Genomic DNA, 26261 nt, shown 5'->3' on the forward strand with positions numbered 1-26261 from the left:
TCGATCTGTATTTTATGAAAAATAGGCACCTATAAATCTGGGGAAGGCCATCCTCCACAATGGCCAGTCATGATCAATCCATTTGGCCTCATCGTACCAGTGATCGATTCCTTTGGACCGTAAGATTTCTGACATTCTCTGATTCTTATTCAGACATACATCCTGATCTGATGTACTAAGCACAATGTGCATATGACCAAATTTCCAGGAAGCGTCGTTTTGCATAAATTCTTCGGGACAATTAAAATAAACGGTCTCACTGCTGTACCCATCCATAAAATTGCGGATAGAAAATGCACCGGACATGGCAATCAGGTGTGACACGACATCCGGAAAACGAAATGCAAAATTTGTAGCATGAAAAGCTCCGAAGCTGCATCCGGCAACAGCTACACGATGTACATTATGGGTTTTCTGAATAAACGGAATATACTCCAGGAAAAGAAACAACATATAATTTTCATAACGTGCTATCCGCTCATGTGGAGGAATACGGGTATTGTATAAATTTTCCTGATCCAGTGTTTCCAGATTAAAGAGTTTTATTTTACCATTGTCAGTAAAATAATCCACGGATGCATTTAGATGAAAATCAGAATTCTGTGTAAAACTCCCCTGTGAGGTAGGAAACATAATAACAGGCAGTCCGTAATGCCCGGTTACCTGTATATTAATCGTTCTTCCCAGCATATGGGAATAATACTCTGTATATTCTACTTTTGGCATATCTTCTTTTTTTAAATTAAGAAACCGGCTTAGCCTGCGGTGGCAGAATGCTCAGATGATGGGTATATATTTTTTCGGCAGCACTATCCAGCGCCTCGCTGATTTTTTCGGCAGAATCAGATTGATACAACAGGCTGATATGGTGTTCCAGGTCCAGCGATTTAACGAGTTCAGCTACCCGAAAATCTATAATATCAGGATATTTATCCTTCGCCAAAGCAATTATAAGTCCGGCGAAATACTTCCTTTTATAGTTAAGATGATAGGTAGATTTATTCAATACCATCGTTTCTATTTTCACCCATTCCCGCCAGAGGTTAACATGGGTTGCGGCCTCTACCATATCTGCTATATGTGCTCCGCCAACGCGGCAAGAGGTTTCGAGAAAATAAAATTTCCCGTCTTCGTTACTTTTTATAAACTCCGAATGTGTCGCCCCATGTACGATACCAAATTTTGATAAAACCTGATGATTTATTTCTTCCAGTTGTTTGAAGTCTTCTGAATCTTCCCCCAGTGTTTTGGTTCTGAAGATTCCTCCCTCATGAGATACCGCCATAGGCGGAGACAGGTACCGGGAACAGGAAATAAATTTGATTTCTTTGTCATAGACGAGACAATCTACATGAAATACATCTCCCGGCTTAAAGACTTCCAGCAAAAAATGAATACGTTCTGCACCAAGCTCATCAAGAGCCTGCCAAAGTGCATCAGTACTATGTATTTTTCTTATTCCGCTGGCAGAGGCTTCTGAGCGAGGCTTCAGCACCCAGGGAGCAGGGTTTTCTTCTATGAATTTTGCGATGACAGCATCATTAAAAACCGGGACAAAGGATGGAATATGAATTCCGTTGTCTTTAGCCATCTGGCGCATCGCCAGCTTATCCCGGAAATATCGGTATGTCGTCTGCCCCATACCCTGTATCCGGAAAGTTTCCCGGATTAAGGCCGCTTTCTCTACATCGAAATCGTCTAAAGCAATGACGGTATCGATAATATGGATTCTCATAAGATAAGCGAATCCCTGGATCATATGATCAGAATTCCAGACCGATGGCTCGGTCTCGGGCATGTAGTAGACTTCATCAATAGCATGCCACGGCCAGTTTTTGTCTTTCAGACTTTCAGATGTAATCAGGATGACCTTATTGCCCAGCTTTTTACATTCATCCATAAAGTCATAGCCTTTATAATAACTGGAAAGGCATACAAATGTTCTCATAACTATCAGGTTTGCAAGTTTTCTATAAAATCTATTAAAAGACGTACACCATATCCTGTGGCAGCCTTTTCTTTAGCATACCTTACATTTCCGAAGCACATAGCAGCAATATCCAGATGTGCCCATTTAGGATGCTCATTAATAAAATGTTTTAGGAAAGTGGCAGCGACAATACAGTCGCCAACAGGTTTGAGCGATATATTTTTAAAATCAGCTACATCTGATTTAATCTCATCCTCCCAATCCTCCCATAACGGCAAATTCCAGAGGCGTTGACCGGTTTTTTGTCCCGACTTTAGCAATTGTTGCTCTAATGCCTCATTATTTGAAAACAATGCCCCGCATGTACTGCCAAACATTCTCACCGCACTGCCTGTAAGTGTTACCAGATCTATCAGATAATCAGTTTTATAATTTTTTGACAGATAGCTCAATCCGTCTGCCAGCGTCAGACGCCCTTCAGCATCTGTATCCAGTATCTCTATGGTGTTTCCGTTATAGGCGGTGACAACATCACTTGGCAGGTAAGAATTATTGGATACGGCATTATCTGTAATCGGCAATATGGCTACAATATCTACCGGAAATTTCATCTTTGATACCGCAATCAACGCCCCCAGTATAGCTGTAGCTCCCCCCATATCACTTTTCATATAATGAAGATTGGCGGAAGGTTTGATAGAGATGCCTCCGGTATCAAATAAGACACATTTGCCGACCAACCCTATTACAGGAGCTCCCTTTGTCCCGCACCGGTATTCCATAATGGTAAAAGATGCTTCCTGACTGCTTCCCTGATTGACTGCCAGAAAAGCACCAAGTCCATGAATTTCACATTCCTTTCTGTTAAAAGAAGTATACTGCAACTCATATTCCCTGGATTTTTCCTTTAGAAAAGCATTTAAAAGTGTTGTCCGCTTAAAATTCGCCGGCTTGTTCAACCAGTCCATGCACATAAACTGACCTTCGCAAATGGATTTAATCTTAGTCAATCCAGCTTTATGATCCTGCAGTCCTTCCCACTTGAATCTATCATCCCACAATGGATGAGTCGCCTTAAAAGGATATTCATAAGTTCCCAGATAGAATCCCATCCATAAACTTTCAAAACCCGGACTGTCCAGTAGATCGTGATGCAGGTATGTGGAGGTTGGTAATAGTTTTTCTCTGTTGTCATAAGCGAATTTCTGACCAATATCCACCAGTACACTTTCAGTGCAGGAAGAGTTTCCGATTCCCAAAAACCAGGTGATCTCCTTTTCAGAGGTTATGACGAAACTTTCATGTTGCTTACCTGAAAAAAACTTATCCATAGCATCAGGATAGACGGGCTTGTGCGCCGTCCATGATACTTCGGAGTAGATATAGATATGTTGAATCAGCTTAGACATTTTCCTTTTCTTTAGTATATCTTTTCTTTCTCTCTACCGGATTTTCCAGTTTATCAAAAAACAACCATTCCAATGCCCGCGGAAATTCCTGAGACCAGTAAAACTCTTCATGTTTTCCCTCTGGGTGTATACTGGTTCTCACCTCAAATTCTATTGATTTGCTCTCTTCCCAACGACTCATAGCGTCTTTAAAAAGATTAATACGCTTTACCATATCCGATCCTTCCGGTTCACCGCCATAGATATACGCTTTGGTATAATAAGGTTGATGGAAGCTCAGCATTGGAAAATTATTATTGGGATTCAGCCACAATGAGGGAGAAAACAGCATTAGTTTTGAATAGACTTCCGGATACAGAAACCCACCATAGATACTGATGAGTGCTCCTAATGAGCTACCTCCTATTCCGGTATGCTCTCTGTCTGGTAAAGTGCGGAAATGCTGATCAACATAAGGCTTTAATGTATCTGTTATAAACCGGATATATTTTTTACCTTCTGCCTTAACAGCGTACTCATTATCATCTTCAAACACATATTCCTGGATACGATATTCGCTCCCGTGTTCTACAGCAATGATGATAATATCTCCAATGCCGTATTCGGCAAGCAGCGAAAGCTTTTTGTCGATCTCCCAGTTTCCGAACGGGCTATCTTCATTAAACAGATTCTGAGCATCCTGCAGATAGAGCACCGGATAACTCTTCTCCGTCGTCTCATAGTCATAAGGAAGAAGCGCCCATACCTTACGGGTCTTATTCAGTTGCGGGATATAGAAGTTTTCGGAGATCAGTTCTATTTTGGGAAAATACTCTTCTTTGAACGGAGCCCAGTTGAGACGCCAGCCTTCCACAATATCTTCCACCTCTTTTGCTTTCTTTTTAACTTTTCTGTTGGGAGTGAATTGTGCTTCGCTATCAATTTCTACATTTCCCCATCCGCCTTTGGTAAATTTATATTCTATTTCAGAAGGTAAGATTTCATCATTAATTTCTATACAATATCCTTCATCAGCCTGTTGAAGACTAAAGCGCTTGTCTCTAGGATTCCAGTTATTGAAATTACCTGTGATGAATATGGTTCTTTCATCATTATATTCTGTTTTCAGAAAAAACTTCATTGAAATTCTATTTTACTAAATGGAGTTATTATTTTACAATAGTTATGCGTGTACATGTCGATCAATAACCTGACATATTTTATCTCTTACAAAAGTTTACAGTTGATCTGCGGCTAAAGCAACTGCAGAAAAACAATAAATAATTGTTAATTAGCGAATTAAATAAAATAACTAAATAATAATTATAGTTAGTGTGTGAATTATGTAAGGTATATAACCCGTTATTAGTTAATTTAAAATATTGATAATTATATAATTATGGTATTTAGAAGTATAAATCCCCTGAACAAATATTAATCATCATTATAAATATATACAATAAATGATAGTGTTTCAAACGTAATGTAATAATATTTCAATATTTGTCGTGACAACTCTACATGATACACGCCAGGATATTGGTTAAATGAATTTGAATGCAATACAGATTCAGTAAAGTCAGCGTGTGACTTAAAGAATTAATTTCATATATTCAGGAAAGATTATTATAAATGAAATAATCAGCTTATCAGTTATAGATCCACATCAGAACCGGTTTCTTTGTACGCCTCAGTCTGGCATCAATAATTTTCATCGCCTCGTTCGAAACCATAGGACATCTCCAACCTTCAGGACTTCCCTGCGGATTCTTTCCATTTAATGGATGTTGAAACGAAGAATACGTTTTAAAATTTTTGTCTATCAATTCTCTATATTGTATCTGAAACTACTGGCTTTTACGCTGCAAACTCATCTTATTCTCTTATCTTTGCGACTGATTTTAATTCAAGCATATAGTGATCAATGTAAATAATATCTCCGTATCTTTTGGAGGAACAACACTTTTCAGCGATGTATCTTTTTCTATCAATGAAAATGATAAAATCGCACTGATGGGAAAAAACGGTGCAGGTAAATCTACCTTATTAAAAATTATAGCTGGTGCAGGCAAGCCGACTACAGGTAATGTGAGCGGTCCCAAAGATGCCGTCATCGCATACCTTCCGCAACATCTGTTGACGCAGGATAATATGACCGTATTTGAAGAGACGTCCAAAGCCTTTGAAGAAGTCTATAAAATGCGGGATGAACTGGAAGCGCTGAACGAACAGCTGAATATCCGTACGGATTATGAAACGGACGATTATATGAAACTGATCGAACGGGTTTCGGAATTAAGCGAAAAATTTTACTCCATCGAAGAGACTAACTACGATGCTGAAGTCGAAAAAGTACTGAAAGGGCTTGGATTTGAACGTACGGATTTCACACGTCAGACGTCAGAATTCTCCGGGGGATGGCGCATGCGTATCGAACTGGCTAAAATTCTGCTCAAAAAACCGGATCTGATTCTCCTGGATGAGCCGACCAATCACATGGATATTGAAAGTATCCAATGGTTGGAAGACTTTCTGATAAATTCAGCTAAAGCTGTTATCGTGATCTCCCATGACCGTGCATTTGTCGATAATATTACCAACCGCACCATAGAAGTCACTATGGGCAAAATATATGATTACAAAGCCAAATACAGCCATTATCTGGAATTGCGTAAGGATCGTCGCATGCATCAGTTGAAAGCATACGAAGAACAACAACGCTTCATTGCCGATAATCAGGAATTTATTGACCGCTTCAGAGGTACATACTCTAAGACCTTGCAGGTACAGTCCCGGGTCAAAATGCTGGAAAAATTAGAGATCATTGAAATTGATGAGGTGGATACTTCTGCTTTGCGTCTGAAATTTCCGCCATCACCACGATCAGGTCAGTATCCGGTCATCGTAGAAGAGCTGACTAAAGCATATGGAGATCATACCGTATTTGAGAAAGCTTCCATGGTAATCGAGAGAGGTGAAAAAGTAGCATTTGTAGGTAAAAACGGTGAGGGTAAGTCAACCATGATAAAAGCTATTATGGGTGAAATAGATTTTGAAGGTACGCTTAAAGTCGGTCACAATGCCAAAATAGGTTATTTTGCACAGAATCAGGCAGCTTTGCTGGATGAAGAGCTGACCGTTTTTGAAACAATAGACCAGATTGCGATAGGCGATGTACGCGTTAAAATAAAGGATTTGCTGGGCGCATTTATGTTTAGTGGTGACGATACCACCAAAAAAGTAAAAGTCCTCTCCGGTGGTGAGAAAACCCGTCTTGCAATGATCAAATTATTACTGGAACCGGTAAATGTATTGATACTCGATGAGCCGACCAACCATCTGGATATGAAAACAAAGGATATCATCAAGGATGCCTTACAGGATTTCGACGGTACATTGATACTGGTATCCCATGACCGGGACTTTCTGGATGGACTGGCAAAAAAAGTTTTTGAATTTGGTAATAAACGGGTCCGGGAACATTTTGAAGACATCAAAGGATTCCTCGAATACAAGAAGATGAATAGCCTGAAAGATATCGAACGCTAACCGAAGAAGATATACCTTAATAATACAAAATGCCTGAAGTATAGACTTCGGGCATTTTATTTGATATAGCAATCTTCAGATCATGCAATCATCCTTACATTCACCACGAATAATATGCTTCTGATAAAAACAAAAATGAATAAACACAAATCGGCTATAGTCACATTTGTACTGATATTGTGTTTTCTTATTTCCCTGATAACCGGACTTAGCATAGCAGCTTTTCACGATTACAGAGCCGGAATTCTTTTAGTTTTCCTGTCGCTATACTGCATCTTTGTTTTCAGAGCATTATTATGGTATCTGATGGGTGAAGAAACAATCAGTATTGATGAAAATCATCTCATAATAGTGAAGAAAGCAGGTTTCTTTACGCAATCCCGAAGCTTTGATCTGCAAAAAATAAAAGATCTGAGATACGAGAATCATCCTTATTCGTTTATGGATTTCTTTGTATCCAGGACAGTTCTGACTTCACTGGCTGCTTATGGAGTGATAGCATTTGAATACGATAAGATTCAACGTATTGGTATCGGAATAGAGAAAGAAGAAGCCGAAAGAATCATAGTGTTGATTAAGATGAGTTTGAAAGCTAATAAGGACTGACAAAGTAGACAATGAAAATTATCTGTTCTTTTCTGTATATTTACAACAACATCTTACCTGAATTAATTATGAAACGCATCCTGATCCCTCTTACGCTTATCAGTGCCTTATTTTTTACATCTGCAAGCGCAGTAAAGAAACCAGAATTTACGGGTTGTGAAATGGCATCCACATATGCAGAACTGGCTTTTATGACGTTCAAAAAAGCCTATCAGTCTACTTCAATCGAAAATGCCAAACCGTTGCTAAAAGACGGAGTAGCAAAAGCAACAGAAGCATCAGCATATGCGCTTATACCTTCCTGCAACTGTGCTAATGCTAAAAACTATGCGTTAAACGCTGTAACGTTTGGTAACAAAGCTCTCAAAGAATCTGATCTGCAAGGCATGAAAAAATGGGCTAAAAAAGCAATGGATATGTCTCTGGATGTCTTAACAGCTACGCCAAACTGTAAATAATCTGCCGATAACCGAGCAGCTATAAAGATAACAGATCCGTTTGTAATGATTCTTTCATATTCATCTGCTTCTCTTTGATTATTGGAATACTTTTTTTTAATTTGGCTGATTGATTGATTTATCAGTCTCAAAAGCAAAAAAATGATGGAAAATAAGAAGATTACGGTATTATACGTAGATGATGAGGAGAATAATTTGCTTTCCTTTAAGGCGACTTTTCGTCTCAAATATGAAGTCCACACGGCGATAAGTGGTGCGGATGCTATAGAAATTGTCAAAAAGAATCCTGTCAATGTTATTATTACGGACCAGCGTATGCCCGAAATGACCGGAGTAGAGTTCTTAGAAGAGATTATTAAACTGGATCCACATCCTATGCGTATTCTGCTCACTGGTTATACAGACATGGCTGCAGTCATAGATGCCGTTAATAAAGGTAAAATATTTCATTATCTGAATAAGCCGTGGAGCGAAGAGGAACTGGACCAAACGATAATACGTGCTTATGAAGCCTATAATGAAAGAGAAAAAATAATAGAGACCAATTCACAGTTGGAAACATCTAACGAACAACTGGAATTTCTACTACGTCAGAAACTCCTTTCATAAGGATCATCTGCATGCAGATTACTTGCTCGGAATGACGACCTTAAATGTCGTTCCGAAACCAAGATCTGACTTCACATCAATAGTTCCCTTCAATTTTAATAAGGCATTCTGTACGTTATAGAGACCAAATCCCATTCCTTTTGCCTGATCACTGCCCCGGAAGAATAATTTGAATATATCGCTTATATGTTCGGAAGAAATTCCTATCCCATTGTCAATAACTGTAATCGTAGCTTCTGTCTCTGTCACATCAACAGATAAATTTACAATTTTATTCTCCAGTTCTTTACGCTGGTATTTGAACGCATTGGATAACAAATTGTGCAGAATCAGTTCAAGAATAGCTTTGTCACTTTTAAATATATAATCCTGATTTACAGCAATTTTGAATGCAACATCTTTATTCTGTGTATACATTTTATAGAATTGGGCTATATTTCCGAACAGTTCTCTAAAATCTATATCCGATAAGAACAGCTCTCCCCTTCTCAACAGATAATAGTCACGTAAGCTATCAATATAGGCATCCAGACTGATCAGTGAATCGTCCATCAACCCCAGTAGTTCATGAATACGGTCAATGTTGTCAAACTCCGAAGCCAGTCTCACTGCAGACAATACCCCTGTAAGCGGATCACGAAGGTCATGGCTCACGCTGTATGCAAACTTATCCAGTTCGTCATAAGCCTTTTGAAGTTCTTCATTCTTAATCTCTAACATCGAATTGGCGATATAAAACTTATCAGCCTCCTCTACTGCAGAGATGATATCTTCTTCTACCCAGGGTTTACGAACAAACCTGAAAATATGACCCTTATTGACTGCGTCTATCACTGTTTCCATATCCGCGTAGGCAGTCAGTAAAATACGAATAGGCTTCGGAAAATCTTTCTTTATACGGTGAAAGAAGTCCACGCCCAGTTCTTCCGGCATACGCTGATCACAAAAGATAATGCGTATATCAGGATTGGCAAGAAGTATCTCCCGTGCTTCTGTCGTATTTGATGCGGTGAGAACAGTATAGTTATATCTGAAATTGGCTTTAAAGCCAATCAGATTGTTCACTTCATCATCAATATATAATATTATGAGTTCTCTTTGCATAATTATCTATTATGGTATTTCCTCAACAACCCTATGAGCGAAGTTAATGATAATTTATCGGACATTTAGGTATACTTTTTAATCAAATATTTTGTTGGATCGGAAGGATCAAAGTAAAAATCGTTCCCTCTCCGACTTCGGATTCGACCAGGATCTTACCATGATGCTTAGCAATTGTATTGTAGGCTATTGACATTCCCAATCCGGTTCCTTCGCCCACATCTTTAGTCGTAAAGAAAGGTTCAAAGATTTTCTCCCGGATTTCCTTAGGAATACCTATGCCATTGTCGGCTATTTTTATATAAATAAAGGATTTATCTTCATATATACCGGTCTCAATCTTTAACTTCCCTCCTGCCTTGTTATCAAACTTCTTGTTGATGGCATAAAGAGCATTCGTCAGAATATTTAAGAATACCTGATTGAGTTTACCGGCATGACATTCTATTTTCGGCAGATCAGCATAGCTGTTTTCGACTTCGACACCCTCTCTTATCAAACTATTCAGGATCACCATAGTAGACTCCAGTCCCTCGTTGATATCGGCAAATTTGAGTGTATCTTCGTCTACACGTGAGAATATCCGCAGACTTTTTACGATCTCAGCCGTTCTGTGAGCTCCATCGTGCATACCTTTTAACAGAAAATCAACTTCTGTCTTTAGATAATCTACATCCAGCTCCTGTTTATAAGCTTTGATCTGTGCCCGTTTTTCACTATTGCTCAGATCATCTGCCAGTGCCAGACGTTCGACTTCATCCACCATTTCCCAGATCATCTTAATGTCGCGTTTCAGCGGTGCCACATTAGAAGTCACGAAGTTGATCGGATTATTGATTTCATGAGCCACACCAGCTGTAAGCTGTCCCAAAGAAGCCATCTTCTCCGCTTCTACAAGTTGCGACTGCGTCTCCTTCAAATGAGTCAATGTTGTCTGAAGAGATTCGTTGGATTGCGTCAATTCCAGTGTACGCTCTTCCACTTTCTGTTCCAAAACGATATTCTGTTCCCTGATCAGGCGCTCGTTCTCCAGCGAAATAGCGAGTTCCCGTGCCTGAGATACTTCCTTTTCCTCTTTCAGGATATTAATACTGTAAGCCAGACCGAAGGAAAGAAGAGCCATTTCTATTACGGAAGCCAACTGTACAGCATTGCTCGTAAAATCATCATACTCAAGTAATCCATAGTCTTTTAGAAGGAAAACTACGGATCCCAAAAGAAGAATCGTCCATCCAAATACAAAATATCTTGCCGGACGGAATCCATTTATCATGACACGGTATGAAATATATAGCACGTATAAAGAAGCTACACCCGTGACCAGTTGCATACAGAGAAATGCCCGCTGCTCCCAGCCAAAGATCACCATAAACAAGCTTATCGTAAACAAGACAATAAATACACAGAAAAAGCGTCTTGCATGTGGTGCATTCTTCTTTAACTGGAGAAAAGTATAGGCAAAGAGTAGAGCACTCAGGCCGGACAGACAACCGAAAATAATAGGTCCCTTTGTTGCAAAAGACGGCCAGTCTGGCCACAGATACTGAAAGCTGTACCCCTTAATACCCATCTGCGTGATTCCGGCAAAAAGCACATACAGTACGTAATAAAGATAACCTCTTTCCCGTACGGAAAAGAAAAGAAAGAGGTTATATATGGCCATAATAAAGACGATACCAATATAAATACCGCTTACCAGATTATCCCTGTTTACCTGCGACACAAAACCCAGCTCATTACTGATATGTACAGGTAAGATAATCTGCTCTGTACTATTAATCCGCAGATAAAATACCTGCGAGCTATTTTCCGGAAGATGGATATCAAACACATAATTCGGTATCTTGTATTGTCGTTTGGAAAATATAAGATGCTCTCCCAGCTTTATGGAATGGTATTCACCTGAAGCAGAAGGCATGAATAGTTCGACTTCATCCAGTAAAGGATAAGCTATTTCAAGCAGAAGATCTGTTGCATGGCCCAGATTAGTAACCGGCAGCCGCAGCCAGATATCAGACGGAGAAATACCCAGATTAGGCACCTCGCTGTCCAATGCTTTAAAATCTTTAGAAGCCCGGATTTCAGCAAAGGAAACCCCTTCCTTACCCATATAACGTTCGAGGCTCTTTCCAACGGTAAGCCTGTGGGTAGCATCATTAATGATCACCTCAGCATAAGATTGAAAATTGCCGGCGAATACAAAGAAAGATAAAAGGATAACCCAGAGCCTCATCACAATTGCTTTATTTTACAGCCTTAGCTATAACCAGATTCATGGAAACAGTGAAATAACCGTTATTATCCGCAGATAATAAGCTATTTATAAAATCTTCAGACTCTTCTTTTGTCAAGACGGATTTGTCTACCATTTCTGCAAGTATCAGATCCAGAAAAACGTAGCGGTTGGCTTCTTCTTTAGTACGGACGACCATACAGAAGGTATCCAACTGAATATTCCGGAATCCGTTTGCATTCAGATCTGCCGTCAGTTTATTTCCCGCCCATCCGTTATTTACTTTTTGTCCCGTCAGATAATTACGGATTTTCTGTTCTGTCGCAATATGTTGTGTATAAAAATTAAGGCTGTCCCATATGGTTTCTACCACAACGAAGGGATGATCCGTTTTCAAAACACGATACACTTCCCTGAATGTGGCATCCGGTTCAGGCAAATGCTGAACCACACGTTCCATACGTATTCCCGAAACACTATTATCTTCAAAGTCAAGCTTATCTACTCCAGCCTGTACGAAATCTATGTTTTTTCTTTCACCTACAGTAGTTCTGGCGTGCCCGATCATAGCCTGGTCATGGTCAATACCGATAACTTGTCCGCGCTCTCCTACCATATCCGCTATGTTGATAGCATCCATCCCGGTACCGCATCCCAAATCTAAAATTACACCTTGCTGAAGATTTGCAAAAGGCGTATATGAATGAATTTTTAACTGTTTAAGAAAATCGCCGGTATCCACCAAATAACCGGCACCATAGTGTTTATTATCCATTTATAATATATTTAAATTTCGATCATCCAGTTTAAAGTCATTCGGCGCATACTTCAGGTTATTAATGACCTGTTGCAGATCCCACTGATCCAGATTCGGAATATCGATCTGATAGTGGATTTCAATCTCCTTATTTCGCAGACTTTCCACGCGAACAATATTCGAATTACCGCGAAGCGATAATATAGCATCTTTATTCTCCTGATCCGCTTCTGTCAGTGTATCCAGGTTTCGCATAATCATCACTGTCGCCAGAAGGTCCAGCTTCGGATAATAAAAGGTACCGTTGTTACCCACGGTCGTATCTATGCGATAGCCTACACTTTCGGCCAGCTTGACCGTATACGGAGCACAAAGCGCAAATAAGGACTTGATCCCGACCTGCGTACTGATCGCTGCTCCTGCCCTTGTCAGGAAGATACTACCAATTCCGTATCCTGCGATTTCACGTGAATTCCACAATCCACACCCTTCTCCTGTTCCCTGCTTTGCATATTGATAGACCAGATCGTACACACTTGCATCCATTGCTCCGGTTGCCTGTTCTATCGGAAGCGGCTCACTACCCCCTGCCACATGAATGCGTACACCACCATACACCCTCTCGCCGTCTAATGATTCTACAATCAAAACAAAAGCAGCAGGATTATACATCCAGTCATTCTTAGAGGATGTAACCTTCTTTACACCTATAGCGGTCAGGACATGAGCATGCCCTTCTATAAAACGTTCACAGGTCTGTGGATCATCAATAGCACGAAATGCTCTCAATCTCACTACCGGACGTCCATCGTTAAATACTAATGCCACGGAAATTTTATAAAATATTCAATTGAAACACAAAACTAATCAATAAAAACTAAAGCTGTGGCTGTTCCAGAAAATAATATGAAGGGATATTGCTTTTCAGTGAATGTGCTTTTATTGCTCCTCATTAACAGTTGAAAACTTTAACAGTTTAATCCGGAAAGTCCTCCCAAAACAGAAGGAAATATGCTTCTGTCCTGCAGAAAATCATAAACTTATGTATATTTGAGAGTGAACTAATACTATACCCTATATTAACCCATGAAAACGGAAAATCTAAAAGAAATGAGCGATGAAGAATTGCTTAAAAAAAAGAGAATCACAAGTACAGCAACGGGCGTTCTTGCAGGAATGCTGCTTCTGCTTTTGATTCTAGCGACTTACATTTCACTTACAAAGGGTTTCAGCGCACTGATCGTTATACCTATTGCTCTGTCTCCCACATTAATTCTTAATTTTAAAACGGTCAAAGAAATAAAACTTGAATTGAAATCAAGAGGTCTTTCATAGAAAACTGAAAGTTAACTATAAAAGATAAATAAAATAAAGCTTTACATCAGATAATCCAACTAAAATCAGTTCGCTTTGTAACAGATCAGGCGAACTGATTTTAAATCTCTCCCTGCAGCTATTGTCGATCTAAAGATCATTATACCATTGTATGGCTTTCTGTTCTTCTCTTTTCAGGAAAGAGTCTTTAGCAGCATTGTAATCATTACCATCTATCCACTCCTGCTTACTCAATTTTTCTTTGAGTTGCTGATACTCTTCTCTGACAACTGAATGATTGCGCAAATAATCCCGGAATGCGATATGTCTGATCCAGTGTTCCGATGCCAAAGGTATTACATGAATATGAGCCATGCGCCATGTATGGTTGTGCAATTCCTCAGTAACATCCGCTATAGAAGTAATATGTACAGGTAGCCCCAGACTTCCGGGAGACTGATGAAGTCGTACAAAAAATCTTCTGTACGGCATATCCGCATTATAATTTTCGTAATAAATGTAATCCTCAGCCATCAGAAGATCAGGAATCTTATCCAGGTCTTCGGGGTCTTTTACCCCGATCATAATATCAATAATGGGTTTTGCAGACAGATTTTTGACCGAGGTACTACCAATATGCTCAATCCGCACATCAAAATCACTAAGATAGGTTTTTAGTTCCGTTTCCAGTGAAGCAAAAGATGCAGTCCATAACGGGTTATACTTTTCGAACGTTACTTTCATATGTATATCAGTGTCTTTAAGGGGTGATAAAGCAGCCAGATTCTTTATTATCCAAATCTAAGCGAAAGATTGGTCTGAAGCAGAGCATAATTTTCTGAAATAACGAAAATTGTATTTAAACCCTTATAAACAGAGGCTGAAACAATACATCTGCACTTGAACAGTAATAGAAATCCTTCTAGAATTGTCAGACAATGCAGGCAATTAATATCTCTTCATTTAAGGCGAATATTAAACGAAACCGGACAAATTTAAGGTAACAGTTACATCATCCTGTTAAATAGCTTATATTTAAGTCAATTAAGCGTCTGCACCATGAAAACAATAGAATTTAATCAACGAAATCTTAAGCAGGTAAAAGTATTATTATTGCCTTTTGCAATTTACATAATCCTTTACTTTTGGATACTATCCAGTAATGAGCGTGTAATTGAATGGATAAATCAGTATTCAGGCCCTGCACTCGGATTAGCACTGATCTTTGCTACTCCTGTATTTCTACCTCTGTTTCTTATTCTGGCCAGAATGAGAACATCTACGACAGTCTCCTTTGATGAGCACAGGATGACCATTCAACTCAAAAACGGGAAACAAAAGGAAATAAGCTATTCCCAGATTCACGCCTTAAAACTTAATCATCCCCTTCCTAATACACTGACCGTATCCGGATCAGATAATAAAGTAATTTACACTTTTCGCCCCTTGAATAATGATACGCCCAATAAGGAGATTCTTGCTGAGCTGGTCCGGCATATCAACTTCAGAATAGATCTGCTACCTCCTGTTAAATATTTTAAAGTAACATTTGAGTCCAGAACATATACGAGAATATAAATCAGCTATCTAAAGATAAAATAAAAGCCTATGAATAAATATCTGAAAGATTGCTTAATTGTATTTGCTGTTCTTCTTTGTATTGGACTGCTGATCATGGCCTGGATATGGTGGGCTTTGGAAAACAGACACAAAGATGCCGAACGTGACGGTGTAGAAATATCACTTATCTGTGATACGGTAAAGATGATAACGGAACAACCGACTTTGGGTTTTATAAAATTTGAAGCAAGTGATCTGGAAACCCTGAAATTTCAAATATTAAGGGACGGAAAGTTTATCGAAGAAAAAATGATCAGGACAGATTTCACAAAACAGAATGATGATATCATCTGGAAAGTCAGTATCCCTTATAAGCAATTTTTGAAAACAGACACCATAGTCCTGACAACCGCTAATAAGCTTATTTATTACATCTCTGATTATCATCATTATGCCTATCTGCAATATGGGATGTTTGGATATCTGGGATCCCACGACTGCCGCTTCAGTGAGGATTGCATAATCAATGGCCGTCATTCCAGCGGTATTATAGACCGTATGGATGGATGGGTAAATGTAGAAAAAGCCAAACATATAGCCTATCTGGACCCTTCTACTGATGAGTACGAGGCCTTTGCAAGAAGTATGCCTGTAAAAACAAGAGATGCTGAAATCATTTTTCAGGATAACAGAGAAAATAAAACCTTATACTCTATGTATTCCTATGGTATAGAAGTTACCCCAAACGAGAGTTACTATGTGTTTGCAGAGGAACTTGAAAACCGGAGAGGACATATGGATGTGATCAAAATCAACACCAGGTCTGGCGCTTACAAGCGTTATAAGAACTATCCTTTTGAAAACTAACAAAGCCCGAAAACTGTAGTTTTCCGGCTTTGTTATACCCCATCAATACGTTTGCTGTGTCAGTTATTGTTCTTTAGTAAAGAGAAACTCTCCTCCCCGTTGCTTCAGCACAAAAGATTTGTTATCGGGATTAAATTCCATCACAATTCCTGCCTGATCAAACTTAAACTTGTGCTTTTCTGTTGCTTCCAGTGAAAATGATGGTTGTCCGCTGGCTTGTGCCACAAGTGTTTTATTATCTTTTGTAACTGTTATTTTAATAGGAATCTGCGTCGAAGCATAGCTTCCCAGATAAATATCCAGATCTTCCGAACTGTTTTCATAAGTCCTAAAATCCGGAATATCAAAAGGCTTATTGTAAAAAGCACGCAGTGCTGCAATTGCAATATTATTATTGTTAAAGTCAGTCCCGTTTGAAGTAAGTGCAAAAGCTACATTTCCATCTTCAAAATACGAAAATGTTGACGAAAAGCCATCTATACCTCCGTTATGCCCGTACCCTTTTTTATCGTAAAAAGGCACCTGAAATAAGCCCATACCATAATTATCTTTGATAGTCTTCATCAATTCAACGCTCGCTTTAGTAAGCAGCTTCCCGTTAAAGAGTGCCTCCGCAAACTTTGTCAGATCCGAAGGTGTAGATACGATACCTCCGGCCCCTAATGGGATAGAAATGTCTGTTTCGGATTCAGGCTTCCAGTCCCCCGCAAAATCATAAGATTTCGCCTCATTGTTTTTAACATTAATCTTACCGCCAAGATAGGTATTCTGCAAGCCCAGAGGTTTGGTGATATTTGCTGTCAACAGATCTGCATAGGATTTTTTTAAAGTTTTCTCAAGAATGTAGGTCAGTAGCACAAAATTGGAATTACTATATTCTCCTTTACTATCCGGTTCAAAATCACTTCCGGCCTTTGTAATGACATCCACCATATCTTTTTCAGACATCACTTTAGTATTCCAGTTCAGATAATCCGCATCATCAGTAAAATTATGGATCCCGCTTCTGTGATTTAGCAGATGACCTACCGTGATCTTATCCGCATTTTTTATCGCCGGAAAATACTGTTTAATAGTCTGATCAAGAGATAGTTTTTTATCCTCTGCCGCTTTCAGCACTAATACCGTTGTAAAAGTCTTGGAGATAGAGCCAATTCTGTACTTTGAATTTTCATTGGCTTTGATCTTATTCTCCAGATCAATATATCCGACAGATTTGGCATATACCCTTTCTCCATTTTGAGAAATAGCGATACTCCCCATAAACTTGTTATTATCTTCCAGTGTTTGGATATACAAGTCAAGTTTTTCTGTGTCTATCTTTTGTGCAGATGCAAGTGATGCAACAAAAAAGACAGCTAAATAGGTTACTGATTTTTTAAGCATAATAAGTTATTTAAGGATTCTTTTTAATCGAAGTAGTAAGGTTATGAGCACATACAAAATAATTGCCAGCAGCAGCATAGCCGGAATAAACCAATGGCCTAATTGCTCATACTGCAGATAACTGATTCCATTTTCTCTGTAATACCCCAGAATAAAAATTTCATTGGGCTTAAAGAAAAAGCCAACATTTTCGGGGTCTACCAGCTTTGCACCAATGAGGAATATAAAACCAAACAGCAGCAAATATAACAGCGTGAAGATCACATAAGATATCCCGTTACCGATATTCAATATAAGCGCTTTCAGAATATGGAAAGGATTAAATGACCTGGTTGCTTCTTCAAGTTTTTTTTCAGCTACCAAAGGCTTCAGAAATATTTCCGGTTGTCCTAGCTTTTCCAGCACATCCAGCAAGCGCTCCACTTCCCCCTTTTCCATTGCTGCAGGATCTGTTATACTTTCGTAAATATGACTGTTGATCTCCAGCAATACCTCTTGCTGATTTGTCTTATCAAGCGATTTTGTAGCCTGCTGAATTCTGGATATATAATCCAGATAAATCCGTTTTGAATTTTTATCCTTAAATGCGATCTCTTTAAATTTCATATTAGATTTATGGTTGTATTAAGGTTGTCCCAATAAATTTTCATTTCGCTTGCAGTACTTAATCCCAAAGTCGTGATCTTGTAGTACTTTCTCGGAATACCGGACTCCTGCTCTACCCATTTGGATTCGACCAGTTCTTCTTTTTTCAGTCTGTTCATCAAAGGATAAAGTGTACCCTCAGCAATTTCAATACTGGTTTTCTTCTTTATCTCATTAATCAGATCATATCCGTAATATTCCTTTTCATCTTTCAGAATACTTAACACCAAAAAAGACAGTGTGCCTTTTTTCAGTTGGGAAATCCATTTAGTAGTAAAGTCTTCATTCATCAAACAAATATAAAACAAAATACATAGTATAACAAAGTACCATGTTAAATTATATATTGAAAAGAGAGCACAAAGCAGTTACCAGTTGATTATCAACGAATTAATTTTAATTAATTAATATTATCAGCGAAAAATTACAGTTATAATGTCTGTTTCGGGGAACTGTTATTTAATAATATAGAGTTTTCTCAGACTGTTGGTAAACAGTTTATAGTGCAGATTTTTATTTTCGAAATACAGATAGGTCGTAAAAAAATCATTATCCGGCCGGCTCAAGGTACCGAATAGCTGGCCATTGATGGCTACAGGGGTCTGCTTCCATTCCTCATCCAGATAAAATTCATCCTTAAACTTCAACGTATCCTTACCGACAGTCAGGTTCGTATAAAGATATCCTAACCATTCGTCAGATTTTGAAGCAGGAGTATTACCTCCGATAATATGTGTAAGTCGGGTCAGTTTTACCTTCTCAAAATACTGTGATTCTATATTTGTACTAACATTATCTACCCAGTCAAGTCCGTTTTCAGCTAAATGTCCAAATATGTTATTGATAGTTTTTCCCCTACTCCGTACATACGGATATCCTTTTCTATCCTCATTCAGATTCTCAAAAAAGATAAACCAGTCCTCACCTATTTTGTACACAATTTTTTGAAAGTAGATTGTTTCCTGACCTTCCTTACGCAGAGAATGGTCATAATCTGTATAAAACACAGAAGCATCACCTTGTATTCTACGATAAAGTTCAATCTGCCGGCCTTCGTCCCAGTCCAGATGTTCATTTTGAATGGATATCGATTTTTGGGAGGTATCCGCGTCGAGTGGCCAGGTCTTGTAATAAGCTTTATCTGCATTGATCAGATAGCCCTCAAAAAGCACCTCCTGGTCTCTATAGTTGTGTTGTATGTAGTTGTACGTACCGGAGATATTCCCTGAAGGATCCAGTTTTGTAAATTCATACACAGTAAATCTACGGTCAGAATTCCCCTCACCTTTCTTTTCTCTTTTGATAATCAGATCGTTATTTGAAGTAAGATAATGATCTATACGCTCCTCACTTTCGTACAGCAATGTTATCGTTCTGCTTCCAAACTTCAAAGGCGGCTGATTGATATCCTGATATGCGGAATATGATGGAGGAAGTTTATCGGAATGAAACAGGTTTCTCAGCCATATGTCCAGATTCCAAAGTCCGGAATTATAAAGCGTGAACAACAACAGGATACCTGATACTGAAAATAGCCAGGCCAGTTTGTGTATAGACCTGAAGTAATCAAAAATATAATAAAACAGAAACCCGCCAATAAAAACAACAGGCGTGAACAACAGATAGCCTAATCCGTCAAGGCCACCTTTGGGTATAAAATAGATGATAATACCATACACTACTGTTATACCTAAGGCACAAAGCAGCGCTTTTTGTATTTTCTTATGTTTTTGCTTATTTGAGGGTACTTCTTCCATTCGTAAAATTTAGATATAATTCTAAATAAAAACAAAAGCAAAAATTAACAACAGATTGTCTGAATATGGAAGCGATCCGTTTTTATTTGAAAAGTTCCAGAATCTCCGCTACACTTACCTTTCCAAAGTAGGCTGTAAGATCTGTTGAAGACAGCAGCTTTTCTATATGATCAACATCATGCCTTTGACCTGTAAGTACCTTTTCCAACTCTTCAATAGGCCTGGATGCAAAGAAATCGCCAAATATTTTTACTTTTTCCATAATTCCCTTATCTACATCCAAATGCAGTTCGATAAATCCGGCGGGTATTTTGACAGCTTTTTTAAAGTTATAATTAGGCGAGAATCCATAATTCCAGTCCCATGTACTATATTTTTCTGTCACCAGCTTCTCGATACCCGCTATATCTTCCTTCGTAAACTGATATACACTGGCTTCTGTATTATTCTGCAGCATCTCGCCGATCAGCAATTGCTTAAGGATTTCAGTAGTTGTATTTTCAGGTAAATATTCTATTAAATTAGTAACTCTTGCTCTGTTGGATTTAACTGCTTTATCTACAAATTTTAACGGGTTTACCTTTATAGCCTCCACCAGTACGTTCATCTGAGAATTGAGAAGAATTGTTCCGTGCTGGATCATTTTCCCATTTTTGGCGAGCTTGGCATTACCACTAAACTTCTTGCCATCGACCAGCAAATCATTCCGTCCTTCAAGTCTCGCCGGTACATTCATCTTGTTTAGTATGGCAATGACAGGTTGCGTAAACTGAGAAAAGTCCATGAAATCATTTTTACCGAGTAGCGTATGAAAAGAAAAATTCAGGTTCCCCGTATCGTGATATACTGTGCCCCCTCCGGACATTCTTCTTACCACTTTAATATGTTGCTCTCTGACATAATCCAGATTAATCTCTGATAACGTATTCTGAAACTTACCAACAATAATAGAGGGCGCATTGACATACAACAGAAAAATATCTTCTTTGGGATATTTGTACAACAAGTACTCCTCAGAAGCAATATTAAAATAAGCATTAGTAGAAGGTGAATCTATAATCATCATAATATGTACAATTTAAACAAATTTAGCAAGTTTTTCTAAAGCGCACGCTTTACAGAATAATGATGATGTGACCACATCTCATAAAGAAAAAGTCGCAATCATTCCGGAAATGATTGCGACTTCTATCCACATTATCAATACAGAACAGCAGTCTACAGTTCGATCTGATAAATCCGGGATTCTTCTTCCCAGGGATGATATCCCTGACCAATATATTGAAATCCATACTTTTCATAGTACCCGATATGATCGGTACTCAGATTAAGATAGCGGAAACCAAATTTACGCGCATCTTCTTTTGCTTTATCAATCAGTAAAGTAGCGTATGCATGTCCTCTATGCTCTTCGGCAATATAAATGGCACATATCCAGGGATAAAGATCCATTCTGCTAATAAAATCATTGCTGATCAATCCGGCACATCCAATCACTTTCTCATCCTTCTCCAGTAAATACCACTGCGGCAGTTCTTGCTGAGCATGTATACTGTGAGCGATACAGTCTTCATAAATTACGGGTGAAATATCCGGCCATGACTGTTGCAGGTAGCGGATAGCTGTGTCTTTATATTCGGGATTTTCTCGTACTGATATAATTTGCATAGGGCTATAAAATAAAACAGTCACAATTATAAAGAATTTATTACTGAGATGAACAGATAAAATTCTTTATAATGATCAGAAATTATGATGGTTCATATCCCTGTACATCAGGATAGCCGCATAAATAATACAAGCTATAAATCCTGTTCCCAGGATAAAAAGTAGTACCATAATCAGTTGATTAAAACACAACTAAAATACGGAACTCACTCAAATGTATCAAGTTTGTTGCAAACTATTTATTATCAGCCACAAAACACCGTGGAAAGTATACTGAAATAAGAAATGGATTCGCAAATTAAAAAGATAATTATAATAACCGATACTTGCTGGAAGATCCCCCACTTAGGAACTAATTTTGTTCTGTTTGCTCCCCTTTAACCAATAAATATCCTATAGAAACTACACAAACTACAATCACAACCGCAAAAAATGTCAACACTACAATCATTATTTTAATATTTCCTGCAAACATAATAATATTTCATTTTTTTAAACGAAAACAAAAGGAAATTCGGTATAGATATCACTTTACAGAATTTTATATTTAACAGTTTACTAAAACATGATTGACCTTATCTATCTGCAGGACCATACAATCCACAATAAACCGACAGAACACAATTAACAATTTGATCATTTTCACTTTATAGGTAATTAATAATGAGATGGTAGATTTGTATTAATAAATAGAATAAGGACACTAAAATAAAAAGTCATGATTAAAGATGAATTATTTGCAACAGAGGTCCTGTCAGATGGAGTAGAATTTACATTTGATGGTGATGATTATCTTTCAGGTGAAGATTAAGTAAAAAGTAACCTCGAAAGAATGACGCTTTAACAAGAGATTGTTAAAGTTTTTTTGTTTTATAGCTTTATCTTTTACGATTATCCGTATTTCATTCACTCCTTAATCAGCAATTATCACACAATTTCTAATAAAATAAATTTAATTCAAACCTTGCATATTTAAAGTTTAAATCACATCTTTACTGCTTCTCAATAAAGACAGAATTATTAACTATTGACCTTTTTTCATGCAAAAAATATTTTGTATTGCTGCAATTATGCTATGCAGCATATCAGGATTTGCTCAGGATTTTTCATTTGGAAAAATCACTAAGGAAGACCTAAACTTTAACCGAAACACGATTGACAGCAATGCCAATGCAGTAGTTCTTCGTGAATATGGAAATGCCAGTATCCTTATCGATCCTGCAAAAGGAGGTCTGATGCTTGAATTCTACTATCACATCAAGACCAAAATCTTTACTAAAGAAGGGTTTAGCAAAGCTGATTTTACTATCCCGCTGTATACATCCGGAAATTCAAAAGAAGTCATATCTTCTATCAAAGGAGTCACCTATAATCTTAACGGAGAGAAGATTGCTGAATACGATCTGGATAAAAGTAAAATTTTCAATGAGAAATCGACAAAATCCGTTGCGCTAACCAAACTAACGTTACCCAACATTCAGGAAGGCTCGATTATCGAACTTCGGTATACGATTAATTCCCCTTTCCTCTACAATTTCAGAACGTGGAAATTCCAGGATGATATACCAAAAGTATACAGTGAATTTGTTTCTAAAATACCTGAAATCTGTATTTATAACCAAAATATGAGAGGCTCGCTAAGTATTTCCAGGCATACTAAGGAAAACTACAATACTGACATGCGTAGTGAAATAGGAGAAGTACACGGTTCAAAAACGACATATGGAATGGAAAATATTCCGGCCTTTGTCAATGAAGATTACATGACTTCTGCAGACAACTGGCGCTCTTCTCTATCATTTGAACTGGCGAGTTACAGAATCCCTATGGGTGCAAACTACAATTACACCAGAACATGGGAAGATGTGGAGAAACAACTGTTTACAGATGAAGATTTCGGGGGGCAGATCAAGAAAAAAGGACTTTTCAAAGCCATTTTACCATCTGTTATAGCGGACAAAAAAACAGAGCTTGAAAAAGCCAAAGCCATCCACAGCTATATCAACAAGCAGATAAAATGGGATAAATCAAACGGATTATTTACCGACAAAGGGATAAAAGATGCATTGGAGAAAAGATCCGGAAACGTCGCTGACATAAATCTGGCTCTTATCGCTGCATTAAATGCAGCTGACATTAATGCCAACCCTCTAATACTCTCTACCCGTGCGAATGGCTACCCTAACATTACGAATCCTGTCCTCTCGGACTTCAATTACGTCGTCGCTCAGGTTAATATTGATTCGACAGTGTATTATCTGGATGCTACTGAATCTATTATTCCGTTTGGCAGTCTGCCTTTGCGCTGTATCAACTATCAGGGACGCTTATTTCAAAAAGGAGGAGGATCCCAGTGGGTGGAACTCAAAGCAAAAGAAAAATCTACTGTCTACTATGATTTTACAGGGAAACTGGATGACAAAGGAAAATTAACAGGAAATCTGCAGATCAGAAGACTCGGGTTTGATGCCTATAACAAAAGAAAAGAGATCAAAGAATACAATTCAATGGAAGAGTACTTTGAAAAAGTAGAAGAAAACAACAGTAAAATAAACTACTTAAAATCAGATATTACACATGTGGATAGTACAGAATACTTTTTGGTAGAAACATTTGATATAGAAATAGACAACTTCTGCTCTACACATCAGAATGATTTCCTGTTTAATCCGCTTTTTATTGGAAAGACAAGTAAAAATCCTTTTAATCTGGAGCAGCGTAATTATCCAATCGATATCGGTTCAACCGTAGAAGAAGTGCTTAATATGGAAGTAGAATTACCAGAGGGATATCAACTGAAAGAAAAGCCTAAGAATGTTATCATGTCTCTGCCAAATAAAGATGCACGATATTTTTACACGTCCAGGATGGAGGATAATAAACTCCATATCAATGTGGCCACACAGATCAATAAACCATTCTTTTTACCTGAAGAATATTTTGATCTTAAAGAGTTCTTTAGCCGGATCATCCAGTCACAAAAACTGGAAATAACCGTATCCAAAATATAACATCGCAGGCACAAAAAAAGGGGTGAATTTACGAAGTCATCCCTTTTTTTACTTAGCAAGTGTAACCGAACAGCTTAACCAAAGATTTCATTAAGTACCTTCGCCAGTCGTAAGCCGCCTTTTAATAAGGCATCTTCCACCACATACTTATTATCATATATATAGCGGTAAGACAGATTAGAATTCTGCTCCACATCTTTATAAATCTTATTGGCTACGATATGCGTGTCGTATAACCACGAAGCAAAATCACCATCTGTCAGCCTTTGATTCTCCTGTCTGGTATGAATATCAAGTACATTTGCATATTCAGTATAGCTATACTTCTCATAATCTACCAGATTGGAATCCCATACACGGTGAATATTATCCGGTTTCCCGAACCACATCACTTCAATTTTATTACCACCAAGATCTGCCGGTCGGCCTACATGCATAGGCTGATGGGCATCCCCCATCAGATGGATCAGGAAATAAAGATTTTGCTGCATTTCTGTCAGCCCTTTATCCTTTGCTTTCAGATCAGCAGACAAACGAATCAGCTGCTTGTAGATGTTGTTATCAGGAGACTGCTGCAGCGCCGTAGCAAACTGCTCCTTTGTCAGATTTCCTTCTGTATTGATATAATGAAACGGTGATGTCTCATCAAAAGCATGATCAGATTTCACGAAATCAGGCCAATTCGCCCAGTAAGCAAGATGTTGCTTTCCGATTAGTTTGGCAATATTCTTCTTTGCCTTATTGGTCAGGTGGCGTTCAGCAATTTCTGTTACTACACGGTGACCTGTCATTCCCCAGCCCCACACCGATGATGTCTGAGCAAAAAATGCCAGCAGCAACAACAATTTTATTATTTTCTTCATAGTATTGAATTTATATGCAAAAGTATAGATAATATGGCATTCCTATTTGAACAAATCAAAACCATATTGCGCATCATTCCAGAATTCATCTAATGCAGCTATCCGCGGTTTAAAAAAAGAAATAAGTTCCGGCCAGTCATTTTCATTATAGATACTGATGCCTGACACAGCAGCATAGATTCTGGAAATCTTTTTCCCGTCTGCATCATAGCTGTCCTTTTCCCAATTCCATTCTTCACCAAGTACCGCATGCAAAAGCGTTTTATACTGTTCAAATTGCTCAAACATAAGCAGACGAATACCCGTATCAGGATGTGATATTTCAATCATGATCTCCGCAGTTCGCTTATCTGCGTTCATTCTGAAGTAAAGATGCTTGATTCCGGTGCGGTAATTGATCCAATTGATTTTTGCACCTTCACTATTGGGCTGTAAGCTCATAAATTGACCAAATTTGGTCCAGAATGTTTCTTTGATCCGTTTAGATTCTTCTCGTGAATACAATGTAAAGCCCTGTAATTTTTGTTCAAAACTATTGAAAAATTCAAACATATCG

The 26261-nt window shown here is 38.2% G+C and carries 25 protein-coding genes; 8 read left to right on the top strand and 17 right to left on the bottom strand.

Features of this window, described 5'->3' with window-relative positions:
* Positions 1-12 precede the first annotated feature (12 nt).
* From HMPREF0766_RS09865 to HMPREF0766_RS09880, 4 genes are read right to left on the bottom strand one after another with little or no spacing between them, the layout of a single operon-like run.
* Complete coding sequence (locus HMPREF0766_RS09865) at positions 13-726, bottom strand: alpha/beta fold hydrolase (protein WP_002996315.1); 714 nt, start codon at positions 724-726, stop codon at positions 13-15.
* A gap of 16 nt (positions 727-742) precedes the next feature.
* Positions 743-1948: an ATP-grasp domain-containing protein gene (locus HMPREF0766_RS09870; RefSeq protein ID WP_002996318.1), complete on the bottom strand. Its 1206-nt coding sequence runs from the start codon at positions 1946-1948 to the stop codon at positions 743-745.
* Positions 1949-1953: 5 nt separating this feature from the next.
* Positions 1954-3339: a leucyl aminopeptidase family protein gene (locus HMPREF0766_RS09875; RefSeq protein ID WP_002996321.1), complete on the bottom strand. Its 1386-nt coding sequence runs from the start codon at positions 3337-3339 to the stop codon at positions 1954-1956.
* Positions 3332-4459 carry an alpha/beta hydrolase-fold protein gene (locus tag HMPREF0766_RS09880; protein WP_002996324.1) on the bottom strand — a complete coding sequence of 376 codons (1128 nt, stop codon included), beginning with the start codon at positions 4457-4459 and terminating at the stop codon, positions 3332-3334. Before HMPREF0766_RS09880 ends, HMPREF0766_RS09875 begins: the two co-directional genes overlap by 8 nt.
* Before the next feature lie 776 nt (positions 4460-5235).
* On the opposite strand from HMPREF0766_RS09880, the gene HMPREF0766_RS09885 reads away from it, so the two are divergent.
* The 4 genes from HMPREF0766_RS09885 (at position 5236) to HMPREF0766_RS09900 (ending at position 8540) form a co-directional block, all read left to right on the top strand.
* Positions 5236-6867 (top strand): ABC-F family ATP-binding cassette domain-containing protein, encoded by a 1632-nt coding sequence (locus HMPREF0766_RS09885; RefSeq protein ID WP_002996327.1) that lies wholly within the window; start codon positions 5236-5238, stop codon positions 6865-6867.
* 135 nt (positions 6868-7002) lie between these two features.
* Positions 7003-7473 carry a hypothetical protein gene (locus tag HMPREF0766_RS09890; protein ID WP_236590470.1) on the top strand — a complete coding sequence of 157 codons (471 nt, stop codon included), beginning with the start codon at positions 7003-7005 and terminating at the stop codon, positions 7471-7473.
* 68 nt (positions 7474-7541) lie between these two features.
* Entirely contained in the window at positions 7542-7931 is a 390-nt protein-coding gene (locus HMPREF0766_RS09895) for a hypothetical protein (RefSeq protein WP_115388695.1), read from the top strand.
* Positions 7932-8075: 144 nt separating this feature from the next.
* Positions 8076-8540, top strand: coding sequence for a response regulator (locus HMPREF0766_RS09900; protein WP_172462534.1), 465 nt, complete (start codon positions 8076-8078; stop codon positions 8538-8540).
* Between the two features lie 18 nt (positions 8541-8558).
* Here the strand turns inward: HMPREF0766_RS09900 and HMPREF0766_RS09905 are convergent, their stop codons facing one another.
* The 4 genes from HMPREF0766_RS09905 to HMPREF0766_RS09920 all read right to left on the bottom strand — a co-directional run bounded on the left by HMPREF0766_RS09905 (position 8559) and on the right by HMPREF0766_RS09920 (position 13462).
* Positions 8559-9644, bottom strand: coding sequence for a hybrid sensor histidine kinase/response regulator (locus HMPREF0766_RS09905; protein WP_002996337.1), 1086 nt, complete (start codon positions 9642-9644; stop codon positions 8559-8561).
* Between the two features lie 82 nt (positions 9645-9726).
* A complete protein-coding gene (locus HMPREF0766_RS09910) occupies positions 9727-11877 on the bottom strand; it encodes a sensor histidine kinase (protein ID WP_002996340.1) in 2151 nt (716 codons plus the stop codon).
* A 10-nt stretch (positions 11878-11887) separates the two neighbouring features.
* Positions 11888-12652, bottom strand: coding sequence for a methyltransferase domain-containing protein (locus HMPREF0766_RS09915; protein WP_002996343.1), 765 nt, complete (start codon positions 12650-12652; stop codon positions 11888-11890).
* Complete coding sequence (locus tag HMPREF0766_RS09920; RefSeq protein WP_002996346.1) at positions 12653-13462, bottom strand: hypothetical protein; 810 nt, start codon at positions 13460-13462, stop codon at positions 12653-12655. It lies immediately after the preceding gene.
* A gap of 258 nt (positions 13463-13720) precedes the next feature.
* On the opposite strand from HMPREF0766_RS09920, the gene HMPREF0766_RS09925 reads away from it, so the two are divergent.
* On the top strand, positions 13721-13969 hold the full coding sequence (locus HMPREF0766_RS09925; protein WP_002996348.1) for a hypothetical protein: 249 nt from the start codon (positions 13721-13723) through the stop codon (positions 13967-13969).
* A 129-nt stretch (positions 13970-14098) separates the two neighbouring features.
* Here HMPREF0766_RS09925 and HMPREF0766_RS09930 read toward each other — a convergent pair whose 3' ends face one another.
* A complete protein-coding gene (locus HMPREF0766_RS09930; RefSeq protein ID WP_002996350.1) occupies positions 14099-14692 on the bottom strand; it encodes a GrpB family protein in 594 nt (197 codons plus the stop codon).
* A gap of 315 nt (positions 14693-15007) precedes the next feature.
* Between HMPREF0766_RS09930 and HMPREF0766_RS09935 the strand changes: the two genes are divergently transcribed.
* Both HMPREF0766_RS09935 and HMPREF0766_RS09940 read left to right on the top strand, forming a co-directional pair.
* The gene (locus HMPREF0766_RS09935; RefSeq protein WP_002996354.1) at positions 15008-15526 is read left to right on the top strand and encodes a hypothetical protein; all 519 of its coding nucleotides are present in this window, start codon (positions 15008-15010) and stop codon (positions 15524-15526) included.
* Positions 15527-15556: 30 nt separating this feature from the next.
* Positions 15557-16375: a hypothetical protein gene (locus HMPREF0766_RS09940; protein ID WP_002996357.1), complete on the top strand. Its 819-nt coding sequence runs from the start codon at positions 15557-15559 to the stop codon at positions 16373-16375.
* A gap of 63 nt (positions 16376-16438) precedes the next feature.
* Here the strand turns inward: HMPREF0766_RS09940 and HMPREF0766_RS09945 are convergent, their stop codons facing one another.
* From HMPREF0766_RS09945 to HMPREF0766_RS09970, 6 genes are all read right to left on the bottom strand, one after another.
* On the bottom strand, positions 16439-17761 hold the full coding sequence (locus tag HMPREF0766_RS09945) for a serine hydrolase domain-containing protein (protein ID WP_002996360.1): 1323 nt from the start codon (positions 17759-17761) through the stop codon (positions 16439-16441).
* Positions 17762-17767: 6 nt separating this feature from the next.
* Complete coding sequence (locus tag HMPREF0766_RS09950) at positions 17768-18367, bottom strand: HAAS signaling domain-containing protein (protein ID WP_002996365.1); 600 nt, start codon at positions 18365-18367, stop codon at positions 17768-17770.
* Complete coding sequence (locus tag HMPREF0766_RS09955) at positions 18364-18696, bottom strand: PadR family transcriptional regulator (protein WP_002996368.1); 333 nt, start codon at positions 18694-18696, stop codon at positions 18364-18366. The genes HMPREF0766_RS09950 and HMPREF0766_RS09955 overlap by 4 nt, the downstream gene beginning before the upstream one ends.
* Before the next feature lie 165 nt (positions 18697-18861).
* A complete protein-coding gene (locus HMPREF0766_RS09960; protein ID WP_002996370.1) occupies positions 18862-20163 on the bottom strand; it encodes a hypothetical protein in 1302 nt (433 codons plus the stop codon).
* Positions 20164-20245: 82 nt separating this feature from the next.
* Positions 20246-21229 (bottom strand): lipoate--protein ligase, encoded by a 984-nt coding sequence (lplA, locus tag HMPREF0766_RS09965; protein WP_002996372.1) that lies wholly within the window; start codon positions 21227-21229, stop codon positions 20246-20248.
* Between the two features lie 152 nt (positions 21230-21381).
* Positions 21382-21831: a GNAT family N-acetyltransferase gene (locus tag HMPREF0766_RS09970; RefSeq protein WP_002996374.1), complete on the bottom strand. Its 450-nt coding sequence runs from the start codon at positions 21829-21831 to the stop codon at positions 21382-21384.
* A 1040-nt stretch (positions 21832-22871) separates the two neighbouring features.
* Between HMPREF0766_RS09970 and HMPREF0766_RS09975 the strand changes: the two genes are divergently transcribed.
* On the top strand, positions 22872-24842 hold the full coding sequence (locus HMPREF0766_RS09975; protein WP_002996377.1) for a transglutaminase domain-containing protein: 1971 nt from the start codon (positions 22872-22874) through the stop codon (positions 24840-24842).
* 74 nt (positions 24843-24916) lie between these two features.
* On the opposite strand, the gene HMPREF0766_RS09980 is transcribed toward HMPREF0766_RS09975, so the two are convergent.
* Positions 24917-25705: a S1/P1 nuclease gene (locus HMPREF0766_RS09980; protein WP_002996379.1), complete on the bottom strand. Its 789-nt coding sequence runs from the start codon at positions 25703-25705 to the stop codon at positions 24917-24919.
* Positions 25706-25747: 42 nt separating this feature from the next.
* Positions 25748-26257 (bottom strand): DUF4268 domain-containing protein, encoded by a 510-nt coding sequence (locus HMPREF0766_RS09985; protein WP_002996381.1) that lies wholly within the window; start codon positions 26255-26257, stop codon positions 25748-25750.
* Positions 26258-26261 lie beyond the last annotated feature (4 nt).

Origin of the sequence: Sphingobacterium spiritivorum ATCC 33861 (assembly GCF_000143765.1) — a bacterium.
Lineage (GTDB): Bacteria > Bacteroidota > Bacteroidia > Sphingobacteriales > Sphingobacteriaceae > Sphingobacterium > Sphingobacterium spiritivorum.

Bases quoted from the DNA above. Each gene is read 5' to 3' on its own strand.
- HMPREF0766_RS09945 (WP_002996360.1), bottom strand. From the start codon at position 17,761: ATGCTTAAAAAATCAGTAACCTATTTAGCTGTCTTTTTTGTTGCATCA.
- HMPREF0766_RS09900 (WP_172462534.1), top strand. From the start codon at position 8,076: ATGGAAAATAAGAAGATTACGGTATTATACGTAGATGATGAGGAGAAT.
- lplA (WP_002996372.1), bottom strand. From the start codon at position 21,229: ATGATGATTATAGATTCACCTTCTACTAATGCTTATTTTAATATTGCT.
- HMPREF0766_RS09870 (WP_002996318.1), bottom strand. From the start codon at position 1,948: ATGAGAACATTTGTATGCCTTTCCAGTTATTATAAAGGCTATGACTTT.
- HMPREF0766_RS09890 (WP_236590470.1), top strand. From the start codon at position 7,003: ATGAATAAACACAAATCGGCTATAGTCACATTTGTACTGATATTGTGT.
- HMPREF0766_RS09950 (WP_002996365.1), bottom strand. From the start codon at position 18,367: ATGAAATTTAAAGAGATCGCATTTAAGGATAAAAATTCAAAACGGATT.
- HMPREF0766_RS09875 (WP_002996321.1), bottom strand. From the start codon at position 3,339: ATGTCTAAGCTGATTCAACATATCTATATCTACTCCGAAGTATCATGG.
- HMPREF0766_RS09985 (WP_002996381.1), bottom strand. From the start codon at position 26,257: ATGTTTGAATTTTTCAATAGTTTTGAACAAAAATTACAGGGCTTTACA.
- HMPREF0766_RS09880 (WP_002996324.1), bottom strand. From the start codon at position 4,459: ATGAAGTTTTTTCTGAAAACAGAATATAATGATGAAAGAACCATATTC.
- HMPREF0766_RS09955 (WP_002996368.1), bottom strand. From the start codon at position 18,696: ATGAATGAAGACTTTACTACTAAATGGATTTCCCAACTGAAAAAAGGC.
- HMPREF0766_RS09960 (WP_002996370.1), bottom strand. From the start codon at position 20,163: ATGGAAGAAGTACCCTCAAATAAGCAAAAACATAAGAAAATACAAAAA.
- HMPREF0766_RS09915 (WP_002996343.1), bottom strand. From the start codon at position 12,652: ATGGATAATAAACACTATGGTGCCGGTTATTTGGTGGATACCGGCGAT.
- HMPREF0766_RS09970 (WP_002996374.1), bottom strand. From the start codon at position 21,831: ATGCAAATTATATCAGTACGAGAAAATCCCGAATATAAAGACACAGCT.
- HMPREF0766_RS09865 (WP_002996315.1), bottom strand. From the start codon at position 726: ATGCCAAAAGTAGAATATACAGAGTATTATTCCCATATGCTGGGAAGA.
- HMPREF0766_RS09930 (WP_002996350.1), bottom strand. From the start codon at position 14,692: ATGAAAGTAACGTTCGAAAAGTATAACCCGTTATGGACTGCATCTTTT.
- HMPREF0766_RS09905 (WP_002996337.1), bottom strand. From the start codon at position 9,644: ATGCAAAGAGAACTCATAATATTATATATTGATGATGAAGTGAACAAT.
- HMPREF0766_RS09940 (WP_002996357.1), top strand. From the start codon at position 15,557: ATGAATAAATATCTGAAAGATTGCTTAATTGTATTTGCTGTTCTTCTT.
- HMPREF0766_RS09910 (WP_002996340.1), bottom strand. From the start codon at position 11,877: ATGAGGCTCTGGGTTATCCTTTTATCTTTCTTTGTATTCGCCGGCAAT.
- HMPREF0766_RS09935 (WP_002996354.1), top strand. From the start codon at position 15,008: ATGAAAACAATAGAATTTAATCAACGAAATCTTAAGCAGGTAAAAGTA.
- HMPREF0766_RS09975 (WP_002996377.1), top strand. From the start codon at position 22,872: ATGCAAAAAATATTTTGTATTGCTGCAATTATGCTATGCAGCATATCA.
- HMPREF0766_RS09925 (WP_002996348.1), top strand. From the start codon at position 13,721: ATGAAAACGGAAAATCTAAAAGAAATGAGCGATGAAGAATTGCTTAAA.
- HMPREF0766_RS09980 (WP_002996379.1), bottom strand. From the start codon at position 25,705: ATGAAGAAAATAATAAAATTGTTGTTGCTGCTGGCATTTTTTGCTCAG.
- HMPREF0766_RS09895 (WP_115388695.1), top strand. From the start codon at position 7,542: ATGAAACGCATCCTGATCCCTCTTACGCTTATCAGTGCCTTATTTTTT.